The 19252-nt window shown below is 64.2% G+C and carries 15 protein-coding genes; 7 read left to right on the forward strand and 8 right to left on the reverse strand.

Annotated elements, in window-relative coordinates; translation table 11 throughout:
• Window positions 1-54: 54 nt before the first annotated feature.
• The 7 genes from IVB28_RS22245 (at window position 55) to IVB28_RS22275 (ending at window position 8665) form a co-directional block, all read left to right on the forward strand.
• The gene (locus IVB28_RS22245; RefSeq protein ID WP_247529042.1) at window positions 55-1473 is read left to right on the forward strand and encodes a M20 family metallopeptidase; all 1419 of its coding nucleotides are present in this window, start codon (window positions 55-57) and stop codon (window positions 1471-1473) included.
• A 262-nt stretch (window positions 1474-1735) separates the two neighbouring features.
• Window positions 1736-3529: a peptide ABC transporter substrate-binding protein gene (locus tag IVB28_RS22250; protein ID WP_247529043.1), complete on the forward strand. Its 1794-nt coding sequence runs from the start codon at window positions 1736-1738 to the stop codon at window positions 3527-3529.
• Between the two features lie 29 nt (window positions 3530-3558).
• Window positions 3559-4518 (forward strand): ABC transporter permease, encoded by a 960-nt coding sequence (locus tag IVB28_RS22255; RefSeq protein WP_247529045.1) that lies wholly within the window; start codon window positions 3559-3561, stop codon window positions 4516-4518.
• On the forward strand, window positions 4484-5401 hold the full coding sequence (locus IVB28_RS22260; RefSeq protein ID WP_247529047.1) for an ABC transporter permease: 918 nt from the start codon (window positions 4484-4486) through the stop codon (window positions 5399-5401). Before IVB28_RS22255 ends, IVB28_RS22260 begins: the two co-directional genes overlap by 35 nt.
• Window positions 5401-6396 (forward strand): ABC transporter ATP-binding protein, encoded by a 996-nt coding sequence (locus tag IVB28_RS22265; protein ID WP_247529049.1) that lies wholly within the window; start codon window positions 5401-5403, stop codon window positions 6394-6396. The genes IVB28_RS22260 and IVB28_RS22265 overlap by 1 nt, the downstream gene beginning before the upstream one ends.
• Window positions 6393-7361 (forward strand): dipeptide ABC transporter ATP-binding protein, encoded by a 969-nt coding sequence (locus IVB28_RS22270; protein WP_247529050.1) that lies wholly within the window; start codon window positions 6393-6395, stop codon window positions 7359-7361. Before IVB28_RS22265 ends, IVB28_RS22270 begins: the two co-directional genes overlap by 4 nt.
• Before the next feature lie 50 nt (window positions 7362-7411).
• Window positions 7412-8665, forward strand: coding sequence for an MFS transporter (locus tag IVB28_RS22275; protein ID WP_247529051.1), 1254 nt, complete (start codon window positions 7412-7414; stop codon window positions 8663-8665).
• An 86-nt stretch (window positions 8666-8751) separates the two neighbouring features.
• On the opposite strand, the gene IVB28_RS22280 is transcribed toward IVB28_RS22275, so the two are convergent.
• From IVB28_RS22280 to IVB28_RS22315, 8 genes are all read right to left on the reverse strand, one after another.
• A complete protein-coding gene (locus IVB28_RS22280; protein WP_247529053.1) occupies window positions 8752-10656 on the reverse strand; it encodes a sensor domain-containing diguanylate cyclase in 1905 nt (634 codons plus the stop codon).
• A gap of 180 nt (window positions 10657-10836) precedes the next feature.
• The gene (locus IVB28_RS22285) at window positions 10837-11058 is read right to left on the reverse strand and encodes a dodecin (RefSeq protein WP_247529054.1); all 222 of its coding nucleotides are present in this window, start codon (window positions 11056-11058) and stop codon (window positions 10837-10839) included.
• A gap of 536 nt (window positions 11059-11594) precedes the next feature.
• A complete protein-coding gene (locus IVB28_RS22290) occupies window positions 11595-12152 on the reverse strand; it encodes an HNH endonuclease (protein ID WP_246925965.1) in 558 nt (185 codons plus the stop codon).
• 215 nt (window positions 12153-12367) lie between these two features.
• The gene (locus IVB28_RS22295) at window positions 12368-13345 is read right to left on the reverse strand and encodes a peptidyl-alpha-hydroxyglycine alpha-amidating lyase family protein (RefSeq protein WP_247529056.1); all 978 of its coding nucleotides are present in this window, start codon (window positions 13343-13345) and stop codon (window positions 12368-12370) included.
• Between the two features lie 68 nt (window positions 13346-13413).
• Complete coding sequence (locus IVB28_RS22300) at window positions 13414-15189, reverse strand: NAD(P)/FAD-dependent oxidoreductase (protein ID WP_247529057.1); 1776 nt, start codon at window positions 15187-15189, stop codon at window positions 13414-13416.
• Between the two features lie 161 nt (window positions 15190-15350).
• Window positions 15351-16877, reverse strand: a complete 1527-nt coding sequence (locus IVB28_RS22305) for an acyl-CoA synthetase (protein WP_247529059.1) — start codon at window positions 16875-16877, stop codon at window positions 15351-15353.
• Between the two features lie 23 nt (window positions 16878-16900).
• A complete protein-coding gene (locus IVB28_RS22310; RefSeq protein WP_247529061.1) occupies window positions 16901-18085 on the reverse strand; it encodes an ABC transporter substrate-binding protein in 1185 nt (394 codons plus the stop codon).
• Between the two features lie 30 nt (window positions 18086-18115).
• Window positions 18116-19090 carry a nitronate monooxygenase family protein gene (locus tag IVB28_RS22315; protein ID WP_247529062.1) on the reverse strand — a complete coding sequence of 325 codons (975 nt, stop codon included), beginning with the start codon at window positions 19088-19090 and terminating at the stop codon, window positions 18116-18118.
• Window positions 19091-19252 lie beyond the last annotated feature (162 nt).

The following is a 19252-nucleotide window of genomic DNA, read 5'->3' on the forward strand; positions in this document are numbered from 1 at the left end:
ATGAAGCTGCTACCGATTGCCGCTTGGTTTGACCAAGGGATCACGGACCGAAGCATGGACAACCGCAGCGACATCTGGCGTGGCGTCGACACGATCAAGGCGCGTTTCATCGACCTCAGCGACAAGGTCTGGGGCATGCCCGAGGTGTGCTACACCGAGGCGCGGTCCGCCGCCGAGCATCTCGCGGAGCTGCGCCATCAGGGTTTCCGCATTACGGAGAACGTCGCCGGCATTCCGACCGCGGTGATGGGCGAGTGGGGCGAGGGCGGTCCGATCATCGCCTTCATGGGGGAATATGACGCGCTGCCCGGCCTCAGCCAGGAAGCAGGTGTCGCCGAACATCGTCCCATCGAGGCCAGCGGGCATGGCCATGGCTGCGGTCATAATCTGCTCGGTTCCGCCGCGCTGCTCGCCGCCACCGCGATGAAGGACTGGCTCGCCGAGAACAAGGCGCCCGGTCGGGTACGCTATTACGGCTGCCCGGCGGAAGAGGGCGGCGCGGCAAAGGCCTTCATGGTGCGCTCCGGTGCGTTCGAGGACGCCGATATCGCCATCACCTGGCATCCGCACAGCTTCTGGGAGGTCGCGGTGACGCCGTCGCTCGCCAACACGCGCGCGGACTTCATCTTCACCGGCCGAACCTCGCACGCCGCCGCCTCGCCGCATCTCGGCCGTTCGGCGCTCGATGCGGTGGAATTGATGAATGTCGGCGTGAACTACATGCGCGAGCACATGCCGAGCGACGCGCGCGTGCATTACGCGGTGCTCGACACCGGGGGTATCGCGCCCAACGTGGTCCAGGCCCATGCGCGCGTGCGCTATTCGATCCGCGCCCGTGATCTTCCCGGCATGAACGAGCTGGTCGGACGCGTGAGCAAGATCGCCGAGGGCGCGGCGCTGATGACCGAGACCAAGGTGGAGATGAAGATCATCTCCGCGGTCTCCAACATCCTGCCGAACACGCCGCTTGAGCAGGCGCTGCACCGGGTCATGGAAGAGCTCGGACCGCCGCATTTCGACGACGCGGACAAGAGCTTTGCCGGCCAGATCCGCGCGACATTGAGCGACAAGGATATCGAGTCGGTCTATTACGCGATCGGCATGGAGCCGACCGACCGGCCGCTGGCCGACTTCCTGGTGCCACTCGATGCCAAGCGCAATCCGCTGGTCGGCTCGACCGACGTCGGCGACGTCAGCTGGGTGGTGCCGACCGTGCAGGTTCACGCACCCACAGTTGCGATCGGCACGCCCTTCCACACCTGGCAGGTGGTGGCGCAGGGCAAGAGCGCGCATGCCCACAAGGCCATGGTGCAGGCCGCCAAGGCGATGGCTGGTCTCGGCATCAAGGCGCTGACGGATCCGGAACTGATCAAGGCAGCCAAGGCCGACCTCAAAAAGCGGACCGCCAAGACGCCCTATGTCTGTCCGCTGCCGGATCATGTTGAGCCACCGCTCGACATGTCCATCGCGTAGAATTTCGCCTCGATACTTCGTCTGATCCGGCGAACAAATTTTTCGCACTGCAGCGTGCAATCCAGCATGTTTTGATGCTGGATTGCCGAACGGATGGGCTGCAGAACGCAGTTTTGCCCAACAGACAGCCAGAAGACCGTTTGCACACACACGGTCGCAGTTGACGCGCCCCCCATTCGGTGTGCCATCTACTGCCAGCCAAATGGGCAGCCGCGTTTCTCCGGCCGCCCTCATCGCTATGGGAACCAGACGGGGGACAACCATGCTGGATAAAGAACTGCGTTCGATGATCGGCAAAGTGAAGGACGGGCGGATGGATCGCCGCGCCTTCATCAAGCGCATGGCCGCAGTCGGTCTCACCGTTCCCCTGGCCAACCAGATCCTCGCGCTTGGCGGCGTCGCGATGGCCGAGGGCGCCTCGACCTACAAGCCGACCAAGCGTGGCGGCGGCGGCGCGCTGAAGCTGTTGTGGTGGCAGGGACCGACCTTGCTCAATCCGCATTTCGCCACCGGCACCAAGGACCAGGACGGCTCGCGCCTGTTCTACGAGCCGCTCGCCTGCTGGGATCCGGAAGGCAACATGAAGCTGGTGCTGGCGGCGGAGATTCCGTCGATCCAGAACGGCCTGCTTGCCGCCGACGGCAAGTCAGTGACGTGGAAACTGAAGCCGGGCGTGAAGTGGCATGACGGCAAGCCGTTTTCGGCCGACGACCTCGTCTTCACCTGGCAGTATGCCAAGGATCCCGCGACCGCAGCCGTCACCATCGGTGTCTATCGCGACATCACCGTCGAGAAGATCGATGATCTCACGGTCAAGATCACCTTTCCGCAGCCGACTCCGTTCTGGGCCGATGCTTTCGTCGGCGCCGGCGCAGGCCAGATCTTGCCGAAGCATCTCTTCGCCGATTTCATCGGCTCCAAATCGCGCGAGGCGCCGACCAATCTCGCACCCGTCGGCACCGGTCCCTACAGGTTCGTCGAGTTCAAGCCGGGCGATCTCATCCGCGGCGTGATCAATCCCGACTACCACATGGCCAACCGTCCCTATTTCGATTCACTCGAGATGAAGGGCGGCGGCGACGCCGTCTCGGCGGCGCGTGCGGTGATTCAGACCGGCGAGTACGATTTCGGCTGGAACATTCAGGTCGAGGACGACGTGCTGCTGCGCCTGGAGAAGGGCGGCAAGGGCAAGACCGTCTATGCCGTTGGCGGCGACACCGAGTTCATCGCGCTCAACTTTACCGATCCGAATGTCGAGGTCGACGGCGAGCGTTCGTCCATGAAGACCAAGCATCCGCTGTTCTCGGATCCCGCCGTGCGAAAGGCGCTGTCCCTGCTGGTCGATCGCGAATCCGTCAAGAAGGCGATCTACGGCCGTGCCGGCCGCACCACCGCGAACTTCCTCAACGGCCCCGAAAAGTTCGTCTCCAAGAACACGACCTGGGAGTTCAACATCGAAAAGGCGGCAAAGATGCTCGAGGACGCCGGCTGGAAGCCTGGCGCCGACGGCATTCGCGAGAAGGACGGCAAGAAACTCAAGATCGTCTACCAGACCGCGATCAACGGTCCGCGCCAGAAGACTCAGGCCATCGTCAAGCAGGCCTGTCAGAAGGCCGGCATCGATGTCGAGCTGAAGTCGGTGGTGGCCTCGGTGTTCTTCTCGTCCGACGTCGCCAATCCCGACACCTATCCGAAGTTCTATGCTGACATCGAGATGTTCCAGATCCCGCTGAGCCAGCCGGACCCGTCGCAGCACATGCGCCGCTATCTCTCCACGGCAGCCGCGACCAAGGAGAACAAGTGGCAGGGCACCAACTTCCCGCGCTGGGTCAACAAGGACTATGACGCGGCGATCAACGCGGCGGACACGGAGATGGACCCGGTCAAGCGCGCGGCGCTCTACATCAAGGCCAACGACCTGATGTGGCAGGACACGGTGTTCATCCCCGTGATGCATCGTCTCAAGGTCGAGGCGGCCGCGAACAATTTGCGTCCGGTGATCTCGGGCTGGGCCAACGAAACCGACAATCTGTTCGACTGGTACCGCGAGGAATGATCCCCCAACTCTAGACGGGGCCTTCCCTCATGAGCCAATACGTCCTGCGTCGCCTGCTGATCGCGATTCCGAGCTTGCTCGGCATTTCGGCTGTGCTGTTCTTCGTGCTGGCGCTCGCGCCGGGCGATCCTTTCTCGGAACTGGCGACGAATCCGAACGTCCCGCCCGAAGTGCAGGCCGCACTTCGGGCCAAGTTCGGCCTCGACGATCCGATTCACCTCCGCTACCTGCACTGGCTCAATGCCATGCTGCACGGCGACTGGGGTTTTTCCTTCGTCAGCCGGATGGACGTCGACACGCTCATCTTCCAGCGCTTGCCAACGACGCTCTATGTGATCGGCTCCGCGCAGATTCTCGCACTGCTGATAGCGATTCCCGTTGGCGTCTATGCCGCGACGAAGCCGTACTCGCTGTTCGACCAGATCGCCAACACGCTGGCCTTCGTCGGCTTCTCGCTGCCGACCTTCTTCACCGGCATCCTGTTCATCCTGATCTTCTCGGTGACGCTGGACTGGCTGCCTTTTGTCTACACAACCGACATCAAGGGCAGGGGCATTCACTGGCTGCTGGAGACGATCCGTCAGGCGATCATGCCGGTGGCGGTGCTCGGCCTGTTCCAGGCTGCGTCGATGACGCGCTTCGTGCGCTCGGCGATGCTCGACGTGATCCGACTAGACTACGTCACCACCGCGCGTGCCAAGGGCATCGGCCAGCGACGGGTGATCATCAAGCACGTGATGCGGAACGCCATGATCCCGGTCGTCACGCTGATCGCGTTGCAAATCCCGGCGGTGTTCGGCGGTGCCATCGTCACCGAGCAGATCTTCCGCATCCCCGGGATCGGCTCGCTGCTGATCTCTTCGATTCTGTCCAACGACACGCCGGTCGTGATGGCCGTGACCTTCGTCTTCGCGTGTCTCGTCGTGCTGTTCAATCTCATCGCGGACGTTCTTTATGGCTGGCTTGACCCTCGCATCTCCCTCCGCTGAGCGGCGCGTCTACTCGCCATGGCGCGAGACGTGGCGGCGCTATAGCCGCCACAAGCTCGCCGTCGTCAGCGCCTTCCTGCTCCTCATTCTGGTGCTCGCCGTCGTTCTCGGGCCCTTCGTGTGGCGTGTGAAGATCAACGACATCGATATCGTCGCGGGCCTGCAAGGACCATCGTTCGCCCATCCCTTCGGCACCGATGATCTCGGCCAGGACATTCTGGCGCGCATGATCTATGGCGGCCGCATCTCGCTCGCGGTCGGCCTCGCCGCGATGCTGGTCTCCGTCGTCATCGGCACGCTGATCGGCGCGCTCGCCGGCATGTCGCGCGGTGCGCTCGGGCACGGACTGATGTGGCTCACGGACCTGTTCCTGTCGCTGCCGCAACTGCCACTGTTGCTGCTGCTGATCTACCTGTTTCGCGACGGGCTGAAGCAGGTATTCGGGCCCGAGGGCGGCATCTTCATCCTGATCGTGCTCGTGATCGGGGGACTGCGCTGGATGCCGGTGGCGCGGCTCGTGCGCGCCCAGTTCCTGTCGATCCGCGAAAAGGAGTTCGTCGAGGCGGCGCGTGCACTCGGCGCCAGCCCGGTGCGGCAAGTGGTGCGGCATATTTTGCCCAATGCGCTCGGCCCGGTGATCATCGCCGGCACCATCGACGTTGCCGCCGCGATCATCGCCGAATCGACGCTGTCCTTCCTCGGCCTCGGTTTCCCGCCGGATACGCCGACCTGGGGCCGTCTGCTGTACGACGCCAAGGACTTTCTCGACATCGGCCCGCATTGGGCGCTGTTTCCGGGCGGCGCGATCTTCATCGCGGTGGTCGCCATCAACTTCATCGGCGACGGTCTGCGTGACGCGCTCGATGCGCGGCGGGTGATTTGATGGCGCCGCTGCTCGAGATCAAGGGATTGAAAACCCACTTCTCCACCGACGACGGCATCCTCCAGGCCGTCGACGGCGTCGACATCTCCATCAACCGGGGCGAGACGCTCTGCGTCGTCGGCGAATCCGGCTGCGGCAAGACCGTGACCGCGATGTCGATCCTGAAGCTGATCGCGATGCCGCCGGGCCGGATCGCGGCGGGGCAGATCATCTTCGAGGGCCGCGATCTCGTGCCGCTGACGAGCAATCAGCTCGACGAGATCAGGGCCAAGGAGATCGGCTTCATCTTCCAGGAGCCGATGACCTCGCTCAACCCGGTGCTCACCATCGGTGAGCAGATTGCCGAGACTCTGCGCCGCCACGAGGCCGTGACGAAGAAGCAGGCGCTCGAGCGCACCGTCGAGATGCTGAAGCTGGTGCAGATCCCGAATGCCGAAGGCCGGCTGCACAACTACCCGCACCAGTTCTCCGGCGGCATGCGCCAGCGCGTGATGATCGCGATGGCGCTGGCCTGCAAGCCGAAGCTGATCATCGCCGACGAGCCCACTACCGCGCTCGACGTTACCATCCAGGCGCAGATCCTCGACCTGCTCCAGGACATGAAGGAGCGCTTCGGCATGGCGGTGATGTTGATCACCCACGCCATGGGCGTGGTCGCCGAGACGGCGCAGCGTGTCGTCGTGATGTATGCCGGCAAGGTGGTGGAGGAGGCGCCCGTCGACGAGCTGTTCGGCAATCCCCGCCATCCCTATACGCAAGGGTTGATCCGCTCCATCCCGCGCATCGATCTCGACAGCCAGCACAAGACACGGCTCGAGGCGATCGGCGGCTCGGTGCCGATTTTGATCAATCCGCCCGTCGGCTGCCGCTTTGCGCCGCGCTGCAAGTTCGCCATGGACATCTGCACCGAGAAGGAGCCGCTGCTGCGAGAGGTTTCGCCTGGCCACCGCATGGCCTGTCACCTCGGCGATACACATCTGGGAGACGCGCCATGAGCGAGCCCCTGCTGCGCGTCAGCGGCCTGAAGAAACATTTCCCCGTGTTCGGCGGCCTGTTGTCGCGCCAGGTCGGCACCGTCTATGCGGTCGACGGCGTGTCGTTCTCGGTCAACCGCGGCGAGACGCTCGGTCTCGTTGGCGAATCCGGTTGCGGCAAGTCGACCACGGGACGTTGCGTGCTGCGCCTGATCGAGCCGACCGACGGCGAGGTCACCTTCGACGGCCAGGACGTACGTCAGCTCGGCGGCAACGATCTGCGGGCGATGCGGCGGAACATGCAGCTGGTGTTCCAGGATCCGTTCGCCTCGCTCAATCCGCGAATGACAGTCGGTGCGATCCTCGGCGAGGCGCTGATCATTCACAAGCTCGGATCGTCCGCCAAGGAGCGCGAAGAGCGTGTCGCCAGCCTGCTCGTCAAGGTCGGGCTCAAGGCCGAGCATATGCGGCGCTATCCGCATGAATTCTCCGGCGGTCAGCGCCAGCGCATCGTCATCGCGCGCGCGCTCGCGGTCGAGCCGAAGCTGATCGTCTGCGACGAGCCGGTCTCGGCGCTCGACGTGTCGATCCAGGCCCAGGTCATCAACCTCTTGGAAGACCTGCAGGCCGAGCTGAACCTCACTTATCTCTTCGTCGCGCACGACCTCTCCGTGGTCGAGCACATCTCCGACCGCGTCGCGGTGATGTATCTCGGCCGCATCGTCGAGCTCGCGAAGGCCAGCGATCTTTACCGCAATCCTCAGCATCCCTATACCAGGGCCCTCCTGTCCGCGGTGCCGGTGCCTGATCCAAAACTCAAGCGCGAGCGCATCCGCCTCAAGGGCGACGTGCCGAGCCCGATGAAGCCGCCATCGGGCTGCCACTTCCACACCCGCTGTCCGATCGCCCAGCCGCGCTGTGCGGAAAGCGCGCCGGAGCTGAGGGAAGGAGCGGGCGGACACTTCGTGTCGTGCCATCTCGCCTGACGCCGGCAGGCGATTTCGACGGATCGGCGCGAGGAGAGGACGGGGGTCAGATGCAGGAAGCCGGTGTCACCGCAGCTGGAGCGCAGCCGCATTCGATTCGGACGACCGATGTCGGCGCCGATGCGCGCCGGGCGCTGTGGGGATCCGCGCTCGGCTACGGCATGGATGGGTTCGATCTTCTCATCCTTGGTTTCATGCTGACCGCGATCTCGAAGGACCTGCATCTGACGCAGCCGCAGGCCGCCTCGCTGGTGACCGCAACACTGGTGGGCGCGGTGCTCGGCGGCTTGATCTTCGGCCTGTTGTCTGACCGGCTGGGGCGGGTCCGCGTCCTGACCTGGAGCATTGTCCTGTTTGCAGTCTTCACCGGACTGTGTGCATTGGCCCAGGGGTATTGGGATCTCATGATCTACCGGGCTATCGCAGGCATCGGGCTCGGTGGCGAATTCGGTATAGGCATGGCGCTGGTCGCCGAGGCCTGGCCGTCGGACAAGCGGGCGCGAGCAACCTCCTATGTCGGTCTCGGCTGGCAATTCGGCGTACTCAGCGCGGCGCTGGTGACGCCGATGCTCCTGCCCCTCATTGGCTGGCGCGGCATGTTCGCGATCGGGCTGTTTCCGGCTCTCGCTGCTTATGTGATCCGGCGCAGACTGCACGAGCCGGATATCTTCCTGGCACGCAGGGCCGCGACGACAGATGCCATCGGCTCGCTTCGCGCGCTCGTCGCCGACAGACAGACGGCGAAAATCAGCCTTGCAATGATCATCCTCTGTTCGGTGCAGAATTTCGGCTACTACGGCATCATGATCTGGCTGCCGAACTATCTCTCGACGCGGTTCGGCTATGGCCTCACCCAATCGGCGGTCTGGACTTCCGTCACCATTGCCGGCATGGCGCTTGGCATCTTTCTGTTTGGCCACGCGGCCGATCGCTTCGGCCGCCGCCCTGCGTTCCTGGTCTACATGCTGGGCGCCGCAATCATGGTGCTGGTCTATTCGCAGTTGACCGCCGCGGCGGCGCTGTTGGTCGGCGGAGCGGTAATGGGCTTCTTCGTCAACGGCATGCTCGGTGGCTACGGCGCGCTCATGAGCGAGCTTTATCCGACCGCCTCGCGGGCGACCGCACAAAACGTGTTCTTCAATATCGGCCGCGCGGTCGCGGGCTTCGGTCCGCTGGTCGTCGGCCTGGTCAGCGCATCCTACGGCTTTCCAACCGCGATAGGTGCTCTGGCGCTGCTCTACCTTCTCGATGTCGTGGTGCTGCTCGCGCTGGTTCCCGAGCGGCGCGGCGCGGAGCTTGCCTGACCCAGCGTCCGCTCATGGCGCCTCGAGCCGGCCGTGATCCGAGTCATACCCTGCCAGATGCGCGCGACAAACGCCGGCCGATCCTGTCACGCCGACTTCGCGGGCCAAGGGATGACCTGTCCCGACATCACCAGCCGGTCACGGCCGCCGTCCTTGGCGGCGTAAAGGGCGCGATCGGCTGCGGCGACCAGCGTGCTGCAGTCCATCGTGGTCCCGGACGGAACAGCCGATGCCCCGCCGAGGCTCGCAGTCACCAGCCGGGACGGCGGATTTTGCACATGCAGCATGGCGAGCTCGTGCAGTGCCTGGCGAATTCCTTCGCCGACTTCGGCGCAGCCATCAGGGCCGGTGTTCGGCAACAACACGGCGAATTCCTCACCACCATAACGCGCGGCGAGATCGGCCGGGCGCCTGGCCTGAGTGGATAGAATCCGGCCGAGCGCGCGCAGGCAGGCGTCGCCCGCCAGATGTCCGTAGTGGTCGTTGAACTTCTTGAAATGATCGAGATCGATCAGCAGCAGTGAGAGCTGCGTGCCGTCGCGCCGAGCCCGTGCCCATTCGTCGGCAAGGCGTTCGTCGAATGCGCGCCGGTTTGCAAGACCCGTGAGGCCGTCGGTCGTTGCCAGCGAGGCGAGCCTGTCCTGAAGATCCTTCTGCTCGGTCATGTCGCGCACGACCGCGACGACGCCGTCGATCGCGCCGCTGTCCGACGCCAGGGTCACGTGCAGCGCCGCCTCGGCCCAGATCTCGCGCTTGTCGCGATGACGCTGGCGATAGACGAACCGCGCCTCCTCTGCTTCGCCGTTCTTCAGCGCGGCGATCGCCTGCTCGACCCGCTCCATGTCGTCCGCGTGAATGCCGGCCAGCGCCGACGTGCCCAGCAGCTCTTCGGCCGACCAGCCGGTGATGCGTGCACAGGAGGGAGAAACGTAGAGCAGCCGGTTATCCAGCCCGATGCGGGTCACCATGTCGCTGGATTGCTCGGCCAGCAGGCGGAAATTAGCTTCCTTGGCGACGAGGGCCTGTGCCATGCGTTGCCGCTGCAGCAACTGACGGACAAGATAGTAGCCGATCACCGCGATCAGCAGGACGAGTCCGAGGACGAAGGTCATGCGCGTGGCCGCCGCGCGCCGCCAGGGGGCCAGTACGTCCGCCTGCGACTTGCTCGCCAGCACCATCAGTGGATAGCGGCTGCTGCGCTGGTAATAGCTCAGCCGCTGCACGCCATCGAGCGGCGACTTGAAATAGTAGACCGCCGCGGCGGGGCGGCTTTCCCATCCCTTGAACAAGGGGGAGTCGGACAGGTCTCGCCCGACGAAGGCGCCGCTCTCGTCGCGGCTGCGCGCCAGCATGATGCCGCTGTTGTTGAGCAACGATGCCGAGCCGTTCGGACCGATGTCGAACCGCTCGTAGAATTTGACGAAATAGCTGACGTCGATCGTGAGCAGAGCAACGCCGGCGAAACCGCCATCGGCATCGTTGACCCGGCGGGACGCGGTGATGATCCATTGGCCTCCGGCGCGGCTCTTGACCGGAGGTCCGATCAGCGTGCCCGGCTCCGGAGAGTCGCGATGGCGCCGGAAATACTCGCGGTCGCTGTTGTTGAGCTTGGAGAAGTCGAGGCGCTCGGTCGTGGCAAGCCAGCGGCCGCTCGCGTCATAGATGAAAATGCCGCGGATGCGGTCCGATGATTTGCGCGTCGGCAGATACGCCTGGAGCTTTGAGATCGTGTCCGGTCCCGTTCCGTCGAGTTCGAGCCGATGGACCAGCCCGACCAGGAGCGTGTCGACGAGCTCGAACGTGTCGTCCGCATGCTGGACCAGGGAATGCGCCAGATTGGCGACGTCGATCTCGGCGTTCCTGAGATCGGCCTCGCGGGCTTCCCATTCGCGCCAGGCACTCATGCCCAGGATCGCGAGGCAAATCAGCACGACGAACCCGGCCGCCCAGAGCGGAAGACGCGTCTTGCCGAGTTCGCGGCTCGTGACCATCAGGCTTGCTCCAAATCGGTGCAAACCTCTCACTTTCGCCTTAACGGCCTGTTGCAATATTTGCGATGATTGCGCTGGTCCGTACTGGACCGGAGACGGTTGTGGATATCACGATCGCCTCGCGTCGGGCGGATGTTTACGCGGCGCCGCACGCGACGGTTCCGCCCGTCGTCCGCCGCGTCATCCCTCCAGCGTGAAGCCGACGCGCAGCGTCACTTGGTAGTGGCGGACGGTGCCGTTCTCGATGTGGCCGCGCGTCTGCACCACCTCGAACCATTTCATCTCGCGAACGGTCTTGGCGGCGCGGCTGACCGCGTTCTTGATCGCATCCTCGATCGAGATCTCGGACGATCCGACGAGGTCCAGGATCTTGTAGACGTGATCATGTTCGGCTGTGGGCATGATGAGGCTCCCTCGGTTGCGCTGGGGCACGCCTTGCCGCGTGCGCTCTGATCTGAACGAGCGCCAGTCCTCCGGGTTCCGTCCCGTAATCGCCGCATGCAGCGCAGGCCTATCGCATTTGGTATTTGTCACGAGCTGAGCGCGCGCCTCGTCCTTCGCGACGACCGCTTCGCGGTCTCCTCAGGATGAGGCTAAGCGGCATTGAGCGTGTTGAAACTGCTGCCGCACACTCGGTCCTCATCCTGAGGGCCCGCCAACGGCGGGCGTCTCGCAGGATGGCATCAGAGAAAGCGCTCCCATATGCGATAGCCCTGGCAATGCATCGGGAGAGGGTCGAGCGCGCTGTCCGAGGCGGAGGGAAGGCGAGAGAAATGGGTTTTCAAATCGCCCGCTGGCGTTGGATGCCGCGGTTGCCCGCGCGCACACGGCTGAGCTCTTCACGGGGTCGGTGCCGTCGATGCGGAATCGCCGACGAGCGTCGCATTCGAGATCGACCGGATTTCCGTCTATCAGATCGACCTGGAGCAGGCGCAACCCTACGGATCCAGCTCCGTATCCCAGTACAGATAGTCGAGCCAGCTGTCGTGCAGGTAGTTCGGCGGGAACAGGCGGCCGTTGCGATGGAGCTGATGCACTGTGGGCGCGAACGCGCTCTGGCGCGGAAACATCCTGGCCTGAGCCGGCGTGAGATTGCCCTTGCGTAAGTTACACGGCGAGCACGCCGCGACGACGTTCTCCCAGGTGGTCTGGCCGCCTTTGCTGCGCGGGACGATGTGATCGAAGGTCAGGTCTTCGGGCGAGCCGCAATATTGGCAGGCGAAACGATCGCGCAGGAAGACGTTGAATCGGGTGAAGGCCGGATGCGTGGTCGGCTTGACGAAGGATTTGAGCGAGACGACGCTCGGCAGCTGCATCTGCAGCGTCGGACTGTGGACCGCCTGGTCGTAGTGAGCGACGATATTGACGCGGTCGAGGAACACCGCCTTGATCGCGTCCTGCCACGACCAAAGAGACAGCGGGTAGTAACTCAGCGGCCGGAAGTCCGCATTCAGCACCAACACCGGCCAACTGCCTTGCGAGACATGTGCGTTCAAGTAACGCTCCCGGCCTCCAATATACGCTGCGAAGCAGCATGTACTGACATACTACATGCAGCGTGACGGGATTGTGAAGCCCGTTGAGCGACTTATTCAGGCGCAAGCAATGCGGCGGCGGAGTGGCAAAAGCGCTCAAAAAGCCGCGCCCCCAAAGGGGCCAATCTGGCTGGTCCGGAACCGGCTGTCTCTGCGCGTCGTGCCTTGTCCGGCAGCTACTCCCGTACCCGCTCCAGCTTCTGCAAACAGCGCGTGGCGCGCACCGCTTCGGGCATCTCCTCGTCCGGAAAGCTCGTCTTCCAGTCGGTGACGCCGACCTCGCCGACATAGATGTCGCCTTTCGAATCCAGCGCGATCCCGTGGGGTGCCAGGAATTTTCCGCTGACAACGCCCGGGCCCTCCTCGCCGCCGAGCCGCGCGATGCGCTTGCCGCTGGCGTCAACGATCGACAGCCGCGGGCCGAGATTGGGCACCTTGCGGTTGACGGCCATGCCGGGGCCAAGCTCGCCAATCACGAAGGTCGGGCTCTTGGCCCCGCCGCAGCAGCACAGCGCACAGGGCCGATGCAGATTGTTCCACTGCGCCTCGTATTTGCCCTCGCCGTTGAACACCTGGACGCGATGGTTCTCGCGGTCGGCGACGTAAACCCAGCCGTCGGCATCCGTGGCAATGTTGTGCACGATGTTGAACTGGCCGGGGTCGGTGCCCGGCTCGCCCCAGCTCATCATCAGCCTGCCGTCGGGCGTGAATTTGTGCACGCGCGCATTGCCATAGCCGTCGGAGACGTAGATCTCGCCCTTCGGCGACAGCGCGGTATGGGTGCAGCGATGAAACGGCTCGCCGCTCATGAACGGTGACGGCTTTGCGGGGATGCCGATCGTCAGCAGCACCTTGCCCTCGGTGGTGCATTTGCGCACGGTGTGGTCGCCGTCGTCGGTGCAATAGAGATTGTCGTCGGCATCGATATGCAGGCCGTGCGCGCGCGAGAACAGCCCTTCGCCGAAGCTGCGCAGGAAATTACCCTCGCGGTCCAGCACCACCATCGGGTGGGCGCCGCGGTTGAAGACGTAGATCTGGTCCCGGCTGTCGACCGCGACCGAGGCGACGTCGGTGAGCTGCCAGCCGTCCGGCAGCTTTGCGAAATTGTCGACGACGCGGTAGCGGTGCTCGCCGCTGCCGAGAATGGCTGGCATGTGTGGTCCCTTCCTTCGCTGTCCTCGATGTGTTCTTTTGCATCCGCTGCGCTCGCATGACGAGAAGCTCAGGTCGTGCCCACCTCGCGCCCCAAAATCCCTTCCTCGATCGCCTTGACCTGCAGCGCGAGATATTTCGAGTTGATGCGGCACTGCGCCAGGCTGCCGGCGATGAACCAGAGGCCGGCTTGGCGGGTACGCGTATACATGTTGCGCAGCTCGAGGCCGTCCCCAAAACCCCAGATCGGGCCAACGCGGTCGGCGATCCCATCACCGAACAGCTTTCGTACCAGATAGTCCTGCGGCTTGTAGCCGGTCGAGAGCACGATGAGATCGGCGGCGATGATCGAGCCGTCCTTCATTCGCGCGCCTTCAGCGACGAAGCCCTCGATGTCGGCAAACTGCCGGAGCCCGATCTTGCCCTCGATGATCAAGTTGGAGCAGCCGACATTGAAATAATAGCCGCCGCCGCGGGTGAGATATTTGAACTGCCATCCCGTTCCGGCCTCGCCGAAGTCGAGCCTGAAGCCCACGCGCGAGAGGCCATCGAGCAGTTCCTTGTCAAGTTCCCTCGACTGCTTGGTCAGCATCACGTGGGTTTTCTTCGCCAGCGGCGTCGGCATCGAGGCCGCGATCAGATCATTGTCCTCGAGCGTGCCTTCATTGTAAGTCGCATAAGCGAGCTGCGCCGACGGCTCGATATTGGTGACCAGGGTGGGCGCGCGCTGCACCAGCGTCACCTCGGCGCCGCTGGAATAGAGATCCTGCGCGATGTCGTGACCGCTGTTGCCGGTGCCGATGACGATCGCGCGCTTGCCTGTCCAGTTCTCGCCGTCCTCGTAGCGGCTGGAATGCAGCAGCGTCCCCCGGAAATTGGCGAGGCTCGGAATGTCAGGGATGTTCGCGATGCCGCTGACGCCGGTCGCGATGATGACATGGCGCGGATGCATGGTTCGCCTGCTGCCGTCGGCGCCGCGCAGCGTGACCTCCCAGCGCTCCTTGGCCTCGTCATAGGTGCCGCCCTCGAGCTCGGTGCCGGTCCAGAAGTTCAGCTCCATGGCATCGACGTAAGACTCGAACCAGTTGGCGAGCTTGTCCTTGGGGATATAGGTCGGCCAGTTCGGCGGAAACGGCATGTAGGGGAGGTGATTGACCTGCACCTGGTTGTGCAGCGTCAACGCGTGATAGCGCTTGCGCCAATTGTCGCCGATCCGCATCTCGCGATCGACGATCAGCGCGTCGATCTGCAACTGCTTCAGCCGCGCTGCGATCGCAAGCCCGGCCTGGCCGCCGCCGACCACCAGCACGGCCGGATCGCGTTTCGCATAGTCGCGCGAGGCGTTGCGCAAATCCAGCCAGTTCGGTCCGCGGAAATCGCGGGAATAGGCCTGGCAGCGCGGGCGCGACGTGCCGAGTTGCTCCTCGAACCCCTTGAGCTCGTCCAGCGCGGTCAGCAGCGTCCACGCCTTCAGACCATCGCCGTCGGTGCTGTCAGGAATGAGCCGGACGATGCCGCTGCCGCGCCCGATTGCGGTTTCGAAGTTGAAGATGGCTTCGATGGTGTTGGTGCCGGCGCGGCTCACCCAGCGCGGGGGCGCGCGGCCGGGCGCGATCTTGAAATTAGTCGGTGCCGCTTTTGGCGCGAGCGCGGCCAGCGCTGGCGCGATCGTGTTGCGGCCGGCGAGCGTTTGCAGGTTCCAGCTCAGCGCCAGCACGTCGCGCCAAAAGCTGTCGGCGAGGAAGAGGCGCTCCAGCGTGGCGGGATCGGACCTGCCCAGCATATGCTCGAATTCGTCGAGCCAGGCTTGCGCGGCGACGGAAATATCCTTCGTTCTGTCCAGCATGCGCGACCTCGTAGCCGTCTCCGCGGCGTTTCCTCTGAGATCGAACGCTATACGGTTTCCTCGCCCGCCAAAAGCCGCAGACCTGAGCTAGGCAGGCATGCGCACCTGCTCGGACGGAATATGGCCCGGCATTCCGCGCGCGGATGGCGGCCGGAGAGCGTTCAAGCGCCGCGCGGACCGCGGCCAGCCCAGTAGGGATCGCGCAGCTTGCGCTTGAATATCTTTCCGGTCGCCTCGCGCGGCAGGGCATCCATGAACTGGATCTGCTTCGGCACCTTGAAGTTGGCCAGCCGCTCGCGCAGCCAGCCCTGCACCTCGGCGGCTGCGAGCTGCGCGCCCGTCTCCGGCTCGATGCAGGCGCACAGCCGCTCGCCATATTCGGCGTCGGGAATGCCGAACACGGCGCAATCGCGCACGCGCGGCATCGTGATCAGCACGTTCTCGATCTCGGCGGGGTAGATGTTGACGCCGCCCGAGATCACCATGTCGCGCTTGCGGTCGCACAGGAACAGATAGCCGTCCTCGTCGAGATAGCCGACGTCACCGACGCTGACGAGACCGTCGCGCCCCGCCTCGGCGCGCGCCTGCGCCTTGCCGTGATAGTCGAAATCGGGCACCGCCGTCTGGCGCATGTAGATTTCACCGACCTCGTTGGCACCACAGAGGCTGCCGTCCTCGCGAAAAATCCTGACGATGCCGCCATCGATGGTGCGGCCGACCGTGCCGGGTTTTTTCAGCGCCTCCTCGGCGGAGTGCCAGACCGGGATGCCGGTCTCGGTCGAGCCGAAATATTCATTGATGACCGGTCCCCACCAGTCGATCATCGCCTTCTTCACGTCGGGCGGACAGGGCGCGGCGCCGTGCACGACGAAACGCAGCGACGAGAGATCGTGGCGCCGCCTGACCGCCTCGGGCAGGCGGAGCAGGCGCACGAACATGGTCGGCACCATGTGGATGTGCGTCACGCGGTGACGCTCGATCAGCGCAAGCAGCTCCTCGGCGTCGAACCGCGGCTGCAGGACGATGGTGCAGCCATTGCGGAACGCCATCATGCCGTAGGAATGCGGCGCGGAATGGTACATCGGCCCGTTGATCAGCACGACCTGCTCCTCGCGCGGCTTGATGCCATAGGCGATCGCGCCGACGCGTTCGGAAGCGGCCGCCTGTTCGGGCTGCATCGGCATGCGCCGCACGCCCTTCGGCATGCCCGTGGTCCCCGAGGTGTAGATCATCGCCGCCGCTCGGCGCGGCGGCTCCTGGCTTTCGGGATGCCCGTCGCGCCAGAGGTCCCAATCGGTCAGTCCGGCCGGGACCTCGGTCAGATCAGGGGGAATGGCGAAGGTCGCCGCGAACTCGGGCGGCGTCGCGACAACGAGCAGGCGGACGTCTTCCGGAATGCCGGAGCGGATCTGCGGCAGCAGGTCGGCATGGCAGACCAGGACCTTGGCGCCGCTGTCGGTCAGGATGTAACGGACCTCCTCCGCTTTGAGATGCCAGTTGATCGGCACCACCGGGCTGCCCAGTGCCGCCGAGGCCGCAACCACCTCGAACAAGGCGAAATCGTTGCGCAGCATCATGGCAACCGGCGCGCCTTCGGCAAGGCCGAGGGCGCGAAGCCCGCTCGCCGCGCGTTTGATGCGCGCCTGGATCGCGTCATAGCCGATCAGGCGTTCGCCGCTGATGATCATGGTCTGTCCTGTTCCGCCTCGTGTCAGCGATCATCCAGCACGTCGCCGAATCCCACCCAGCTCTTGCCGTTGAACCGGCGGAGCTGAAGCTGCTGAAACGGCAGATAATCGTCGGGGCCGGTGCTTACACTCATGCCCGGCAGCAGCAGCGGCAACTTCGCCTGTTTCAGAGACGCGGCCTGGCGCATGATGTTGTCGCGGCTGACATCATCCTTGCAGGCCTTCAGCACCGTCATCAGCAGCGTCGCATAGTGATAGCCGGCCCCGTAGTTGGAATTGGAAAGGTCTGCGTTCGGCATGTATTGCTTCATGAAGGCAAAGTACTCCTTCACGCCGGCATCGTCGGCCCATTGCGGATCCATCGTGTCCTTCTGGTTGCTCGACGAGATCAGGCCGACTGCGTTGTCGAGGCCTGCCGGCTCCAGGAACGAGATCGACGAGGCCGAGGTCGGCACGAAGAACAGCTCGGGCTTCCAGCCGATCTCGGCCACGCCTTTGATCATCTGCGAGGTGAACTTGCCGAGCACGACGCCGAACAGCACATCGGCGCCTGATGCCTTCAGAGTCGAGAGTTGCGAGCTGATCGTCGGTGCGCTGGTCTCATAGGTCTGCTCCGCGATGATCATGCCAGCTGCCTTGTCGCCGAGCGCGCGCTTGAAGCCGGCGACATAATCGCGGCCGAAATCGTCATTCTGGGACAGGATGGCGATTTTGGCGCCTGGCTTGGCCCGCAACACGTGCTTGGCATAGACCACACCCTCGGATTCGTAGGCGGCCATGCCCGGCATGGTCCAGGGATATTTCTGCGGATCGGCCCATTTCGTCGCACCCGACAGCACGAACAGCTGCGGCACCTTCTTGCTGTTGAGGTAGCGCTGCACCGCGCTGTTGGTGGCGGTGCCGAGCGAGCCGAACATCATCAGCACCTCGTCCTGCTCCACCAGCTTGCGGGTCTGCTCGACCGTCTTCGGCGGCGAGTAGGCGTCGTCCAGCGTGATGAACTTGACCTTGCGGCCGTTGATGCCGCCTTCGGCATTGACCTTCTCGAAAAAGGCTTCCTGCGTCCGCCCGATCGCACCGAATCCGGAGGCCGGGCCGCTATAGGGCAGGGTCTGTCCGATGCGGATCTCGTCGCTGCCTTCGGCATGGACGCTGCCGCCGGCGAGCGTCAGCAACGATAGGCCGATCAGTGCGGCTGCCAGCTTCATGGTATCCTCCCGTTTTGTTCTTGTCGGTGCTCAGGCGCTTGCGCGCATCAGGAAATCCTGCCGGGCCTGATCGAATTCACCCTTCATGCGGTCGACCAGCTCCGCGACGGGCGGGACATCGGTGATCTGGCCGATGCCCTGGCCCGATCCCCAGATGTCGCGCCAAGCCTTCGATTTCGTGTTGCCGCCGGAGCCGAAATTCATCTTCGACTTGTCAGCTGCCGGAAGATTGTCCGGGTCCAACCCGGCGGCCGCGATCGAAGGGCCGAGATAATTGCCATGCACGCCGGTGAACAGGTTCGTGTAGACGATGTCGTGCGCGGCGTGCTTCGTCAGCGAGGACTTGTAGACTTCGTCGGCATTGGCTTCCCGTGTCGCGATGAAGCGCGTGCCCATATAGGCGAGGTCGGCGCCCAGCGTCAGCGCTGAGGCGATGCCAAAACCGTCGCTGATCGCTCCCGACAGCAGGATCGCGCCGCCAAACCATTGCTTGACCTCGCGCACGAGCGCGAAGGGCGACAGCGTGCCGGCATGTCCGCCCGCACCGGCGCAGACCAGGATCAGGCCATCGACACCCTGCTCGGCGGCTTTCCGCGCATGCTTGACGTTGATGACGTCGTGGAACACCAGCCCGCCATAGGAATGCGCGGCCTCGACGATCTCCGCCGGCGGCCGCAGCGAGGTGATGATGATGGGCGCTTTGTGCTTTACGCACGTCTCCATGTCCTTCATCAGCCGGTCGTTCGACGCATGGCAGATCTGGTTGACGGCGTAGGGTGCGACCTTCTTGCCGGGATTGCGCGATTTGTATTCGCCGAGCTCGTCTTCAATGCGACTCAGCCATTCGTCGAGCTTCTCGACCGGACGGGCGTTGAGCGCGGGAAAGGACCCGACGACGCCCGCCTTGCACTGGGCGATCACCAGCTCCGGTCCGGAGACGATGAAGAGCGGGGAGCCGACGACCGGCAGCTCCAGATTGTTCTTGAGCAGGGCAGGCAACGCCATCCGATCCTCCTGACGACGCCCATCGCCGGTTCTTCCGGCCGATGGTGAGCGCTTCCATGTCGATTGTCGCGCTGGCGGGGTGCTCCGCCTCGCGGTTTGACCCACTATAGGGTTGGACGGCGCGCACAGGATCGTTCAAGATTGAACATACACATATTCAGT

The sequence above is a fragment of the Bradyrhizobium sp. 199 genome, assembly GCF_023073355.1.
In the GTDB taxonomy this organism is placed as follows: Bacteria; Pseudomonadota; Alphaproteobacteria; order Rhizobiales; family Xanthobacteraceae; genus Bradyrhizobium.

What these genes read in the sequence shown, in the direction of transcription:
- IVB28_RS22245 (WP_247529042.1), top strand. Translation starts at nt 55, where the DNA reads ATGGACAACCGCAGCGACATCTGGCGTGGCGTCGACACGATCAAGGCG.
- IVB28_RS22250 (WP_247529043.1), top strand. Translation starts at nt 1,736, where the DNA reads ATGCTGGATAAAGAACTGCGTTCGATGATCGGCAAAGTGAAGGACGGG.
- IVB28_RS22255 (WP_247529045.1), top strand. Translation starts at nt 3,559, where the DNA reads ATGAGCCAATACGTCCTGCGTCGCCTGCTGATCGCGATTCCGAGCTTG.
- IVB28_RS22260 (WP_247529047.1), top strand. Translation starts at nt 4,484, where the DNA reads ATGGCTGGCTTGACCCTCGCATCTCCCTCCGCTGAGCGGCGCGTCTAC.
- IVB28_RS22265 (WP_247529049.1), top strand. Translation starts at nt 5,401, where the DNA reads ATGGCGCCGCTGCTCGAGATCAAGGGATTGAAAACCCACTTCTCCACC.
- IVB28_RS22270 (WP_247529050.1), top strand. Translation starts at nt 6,393, where the DNA reads ATGAGCGAGCCCCTGCTGCGCGTCAGCGGCCTGAAGAAACATTTCCCC.
- IVB28_RS22275 (WP_247529051.1), top strand. Translation starts at nt 7,412, where the DNA reads ATGCAGGAAGCCGGTGTCACCGCAGCTGGAGCGCAGCCGCATTCGATT.
- IVB28_RS22280 (WP_247529053.1), bottom strand. Translation starts at nt 10,656, where the DNA reads ATGGTCACGAGCCGCGAACTCGGCAAGACGCGTCTTCCGCTCTGGGCG.
- IVB28_RS22285 (WP_247529054.1), bottom strand. Translation starts at nt 11,058, where the DNA reads ATGCCCACAGCCGAACATGATCACGTCTACAAGATCCTGGACCTCGTC.
- IVB28_RS22295 (WP_247529056.1), bottom strand. Translation starts at nt 13,345, where the DNA reads ATGCCAGCCATTCTCGGCAGCGGCGAGCACCGCTACCGCGTCGTCGAC.
- IVB28_RS22300 (WP_247529057.1), bottom strand. Translation starts at nt 15,189, where the DNA reads ATGCTGGACAGAACGAAGGATATTTCCGTCGCCGCGCAAGCCTGGCTC.
- IVB28_RS22305 (WP_247529059.1), bottom strand. Translation starts at nt 16,877, where the DNA reads ATGATCATCAGCGGCGAACGCCTGATCGGCTATGACGCGATCCAGGCG.
- IVB28_RS22310 (WP_247529061.1), bottom strand. Translation starts at nt 18,085, where the DNA reads ATGAAGCTGGCAGCCGCACTGATCGGCCTATCGTTGCTGACGCTCGCC.
- IVB28_RS22315 (WP_247529062.1), bottom strand. Translation starts at nt 19,090, where the DNA reads ATGGCGTTGCCTGCCCTGCTCAAGAACAATCTGGAGCTGCCGGTCGTC.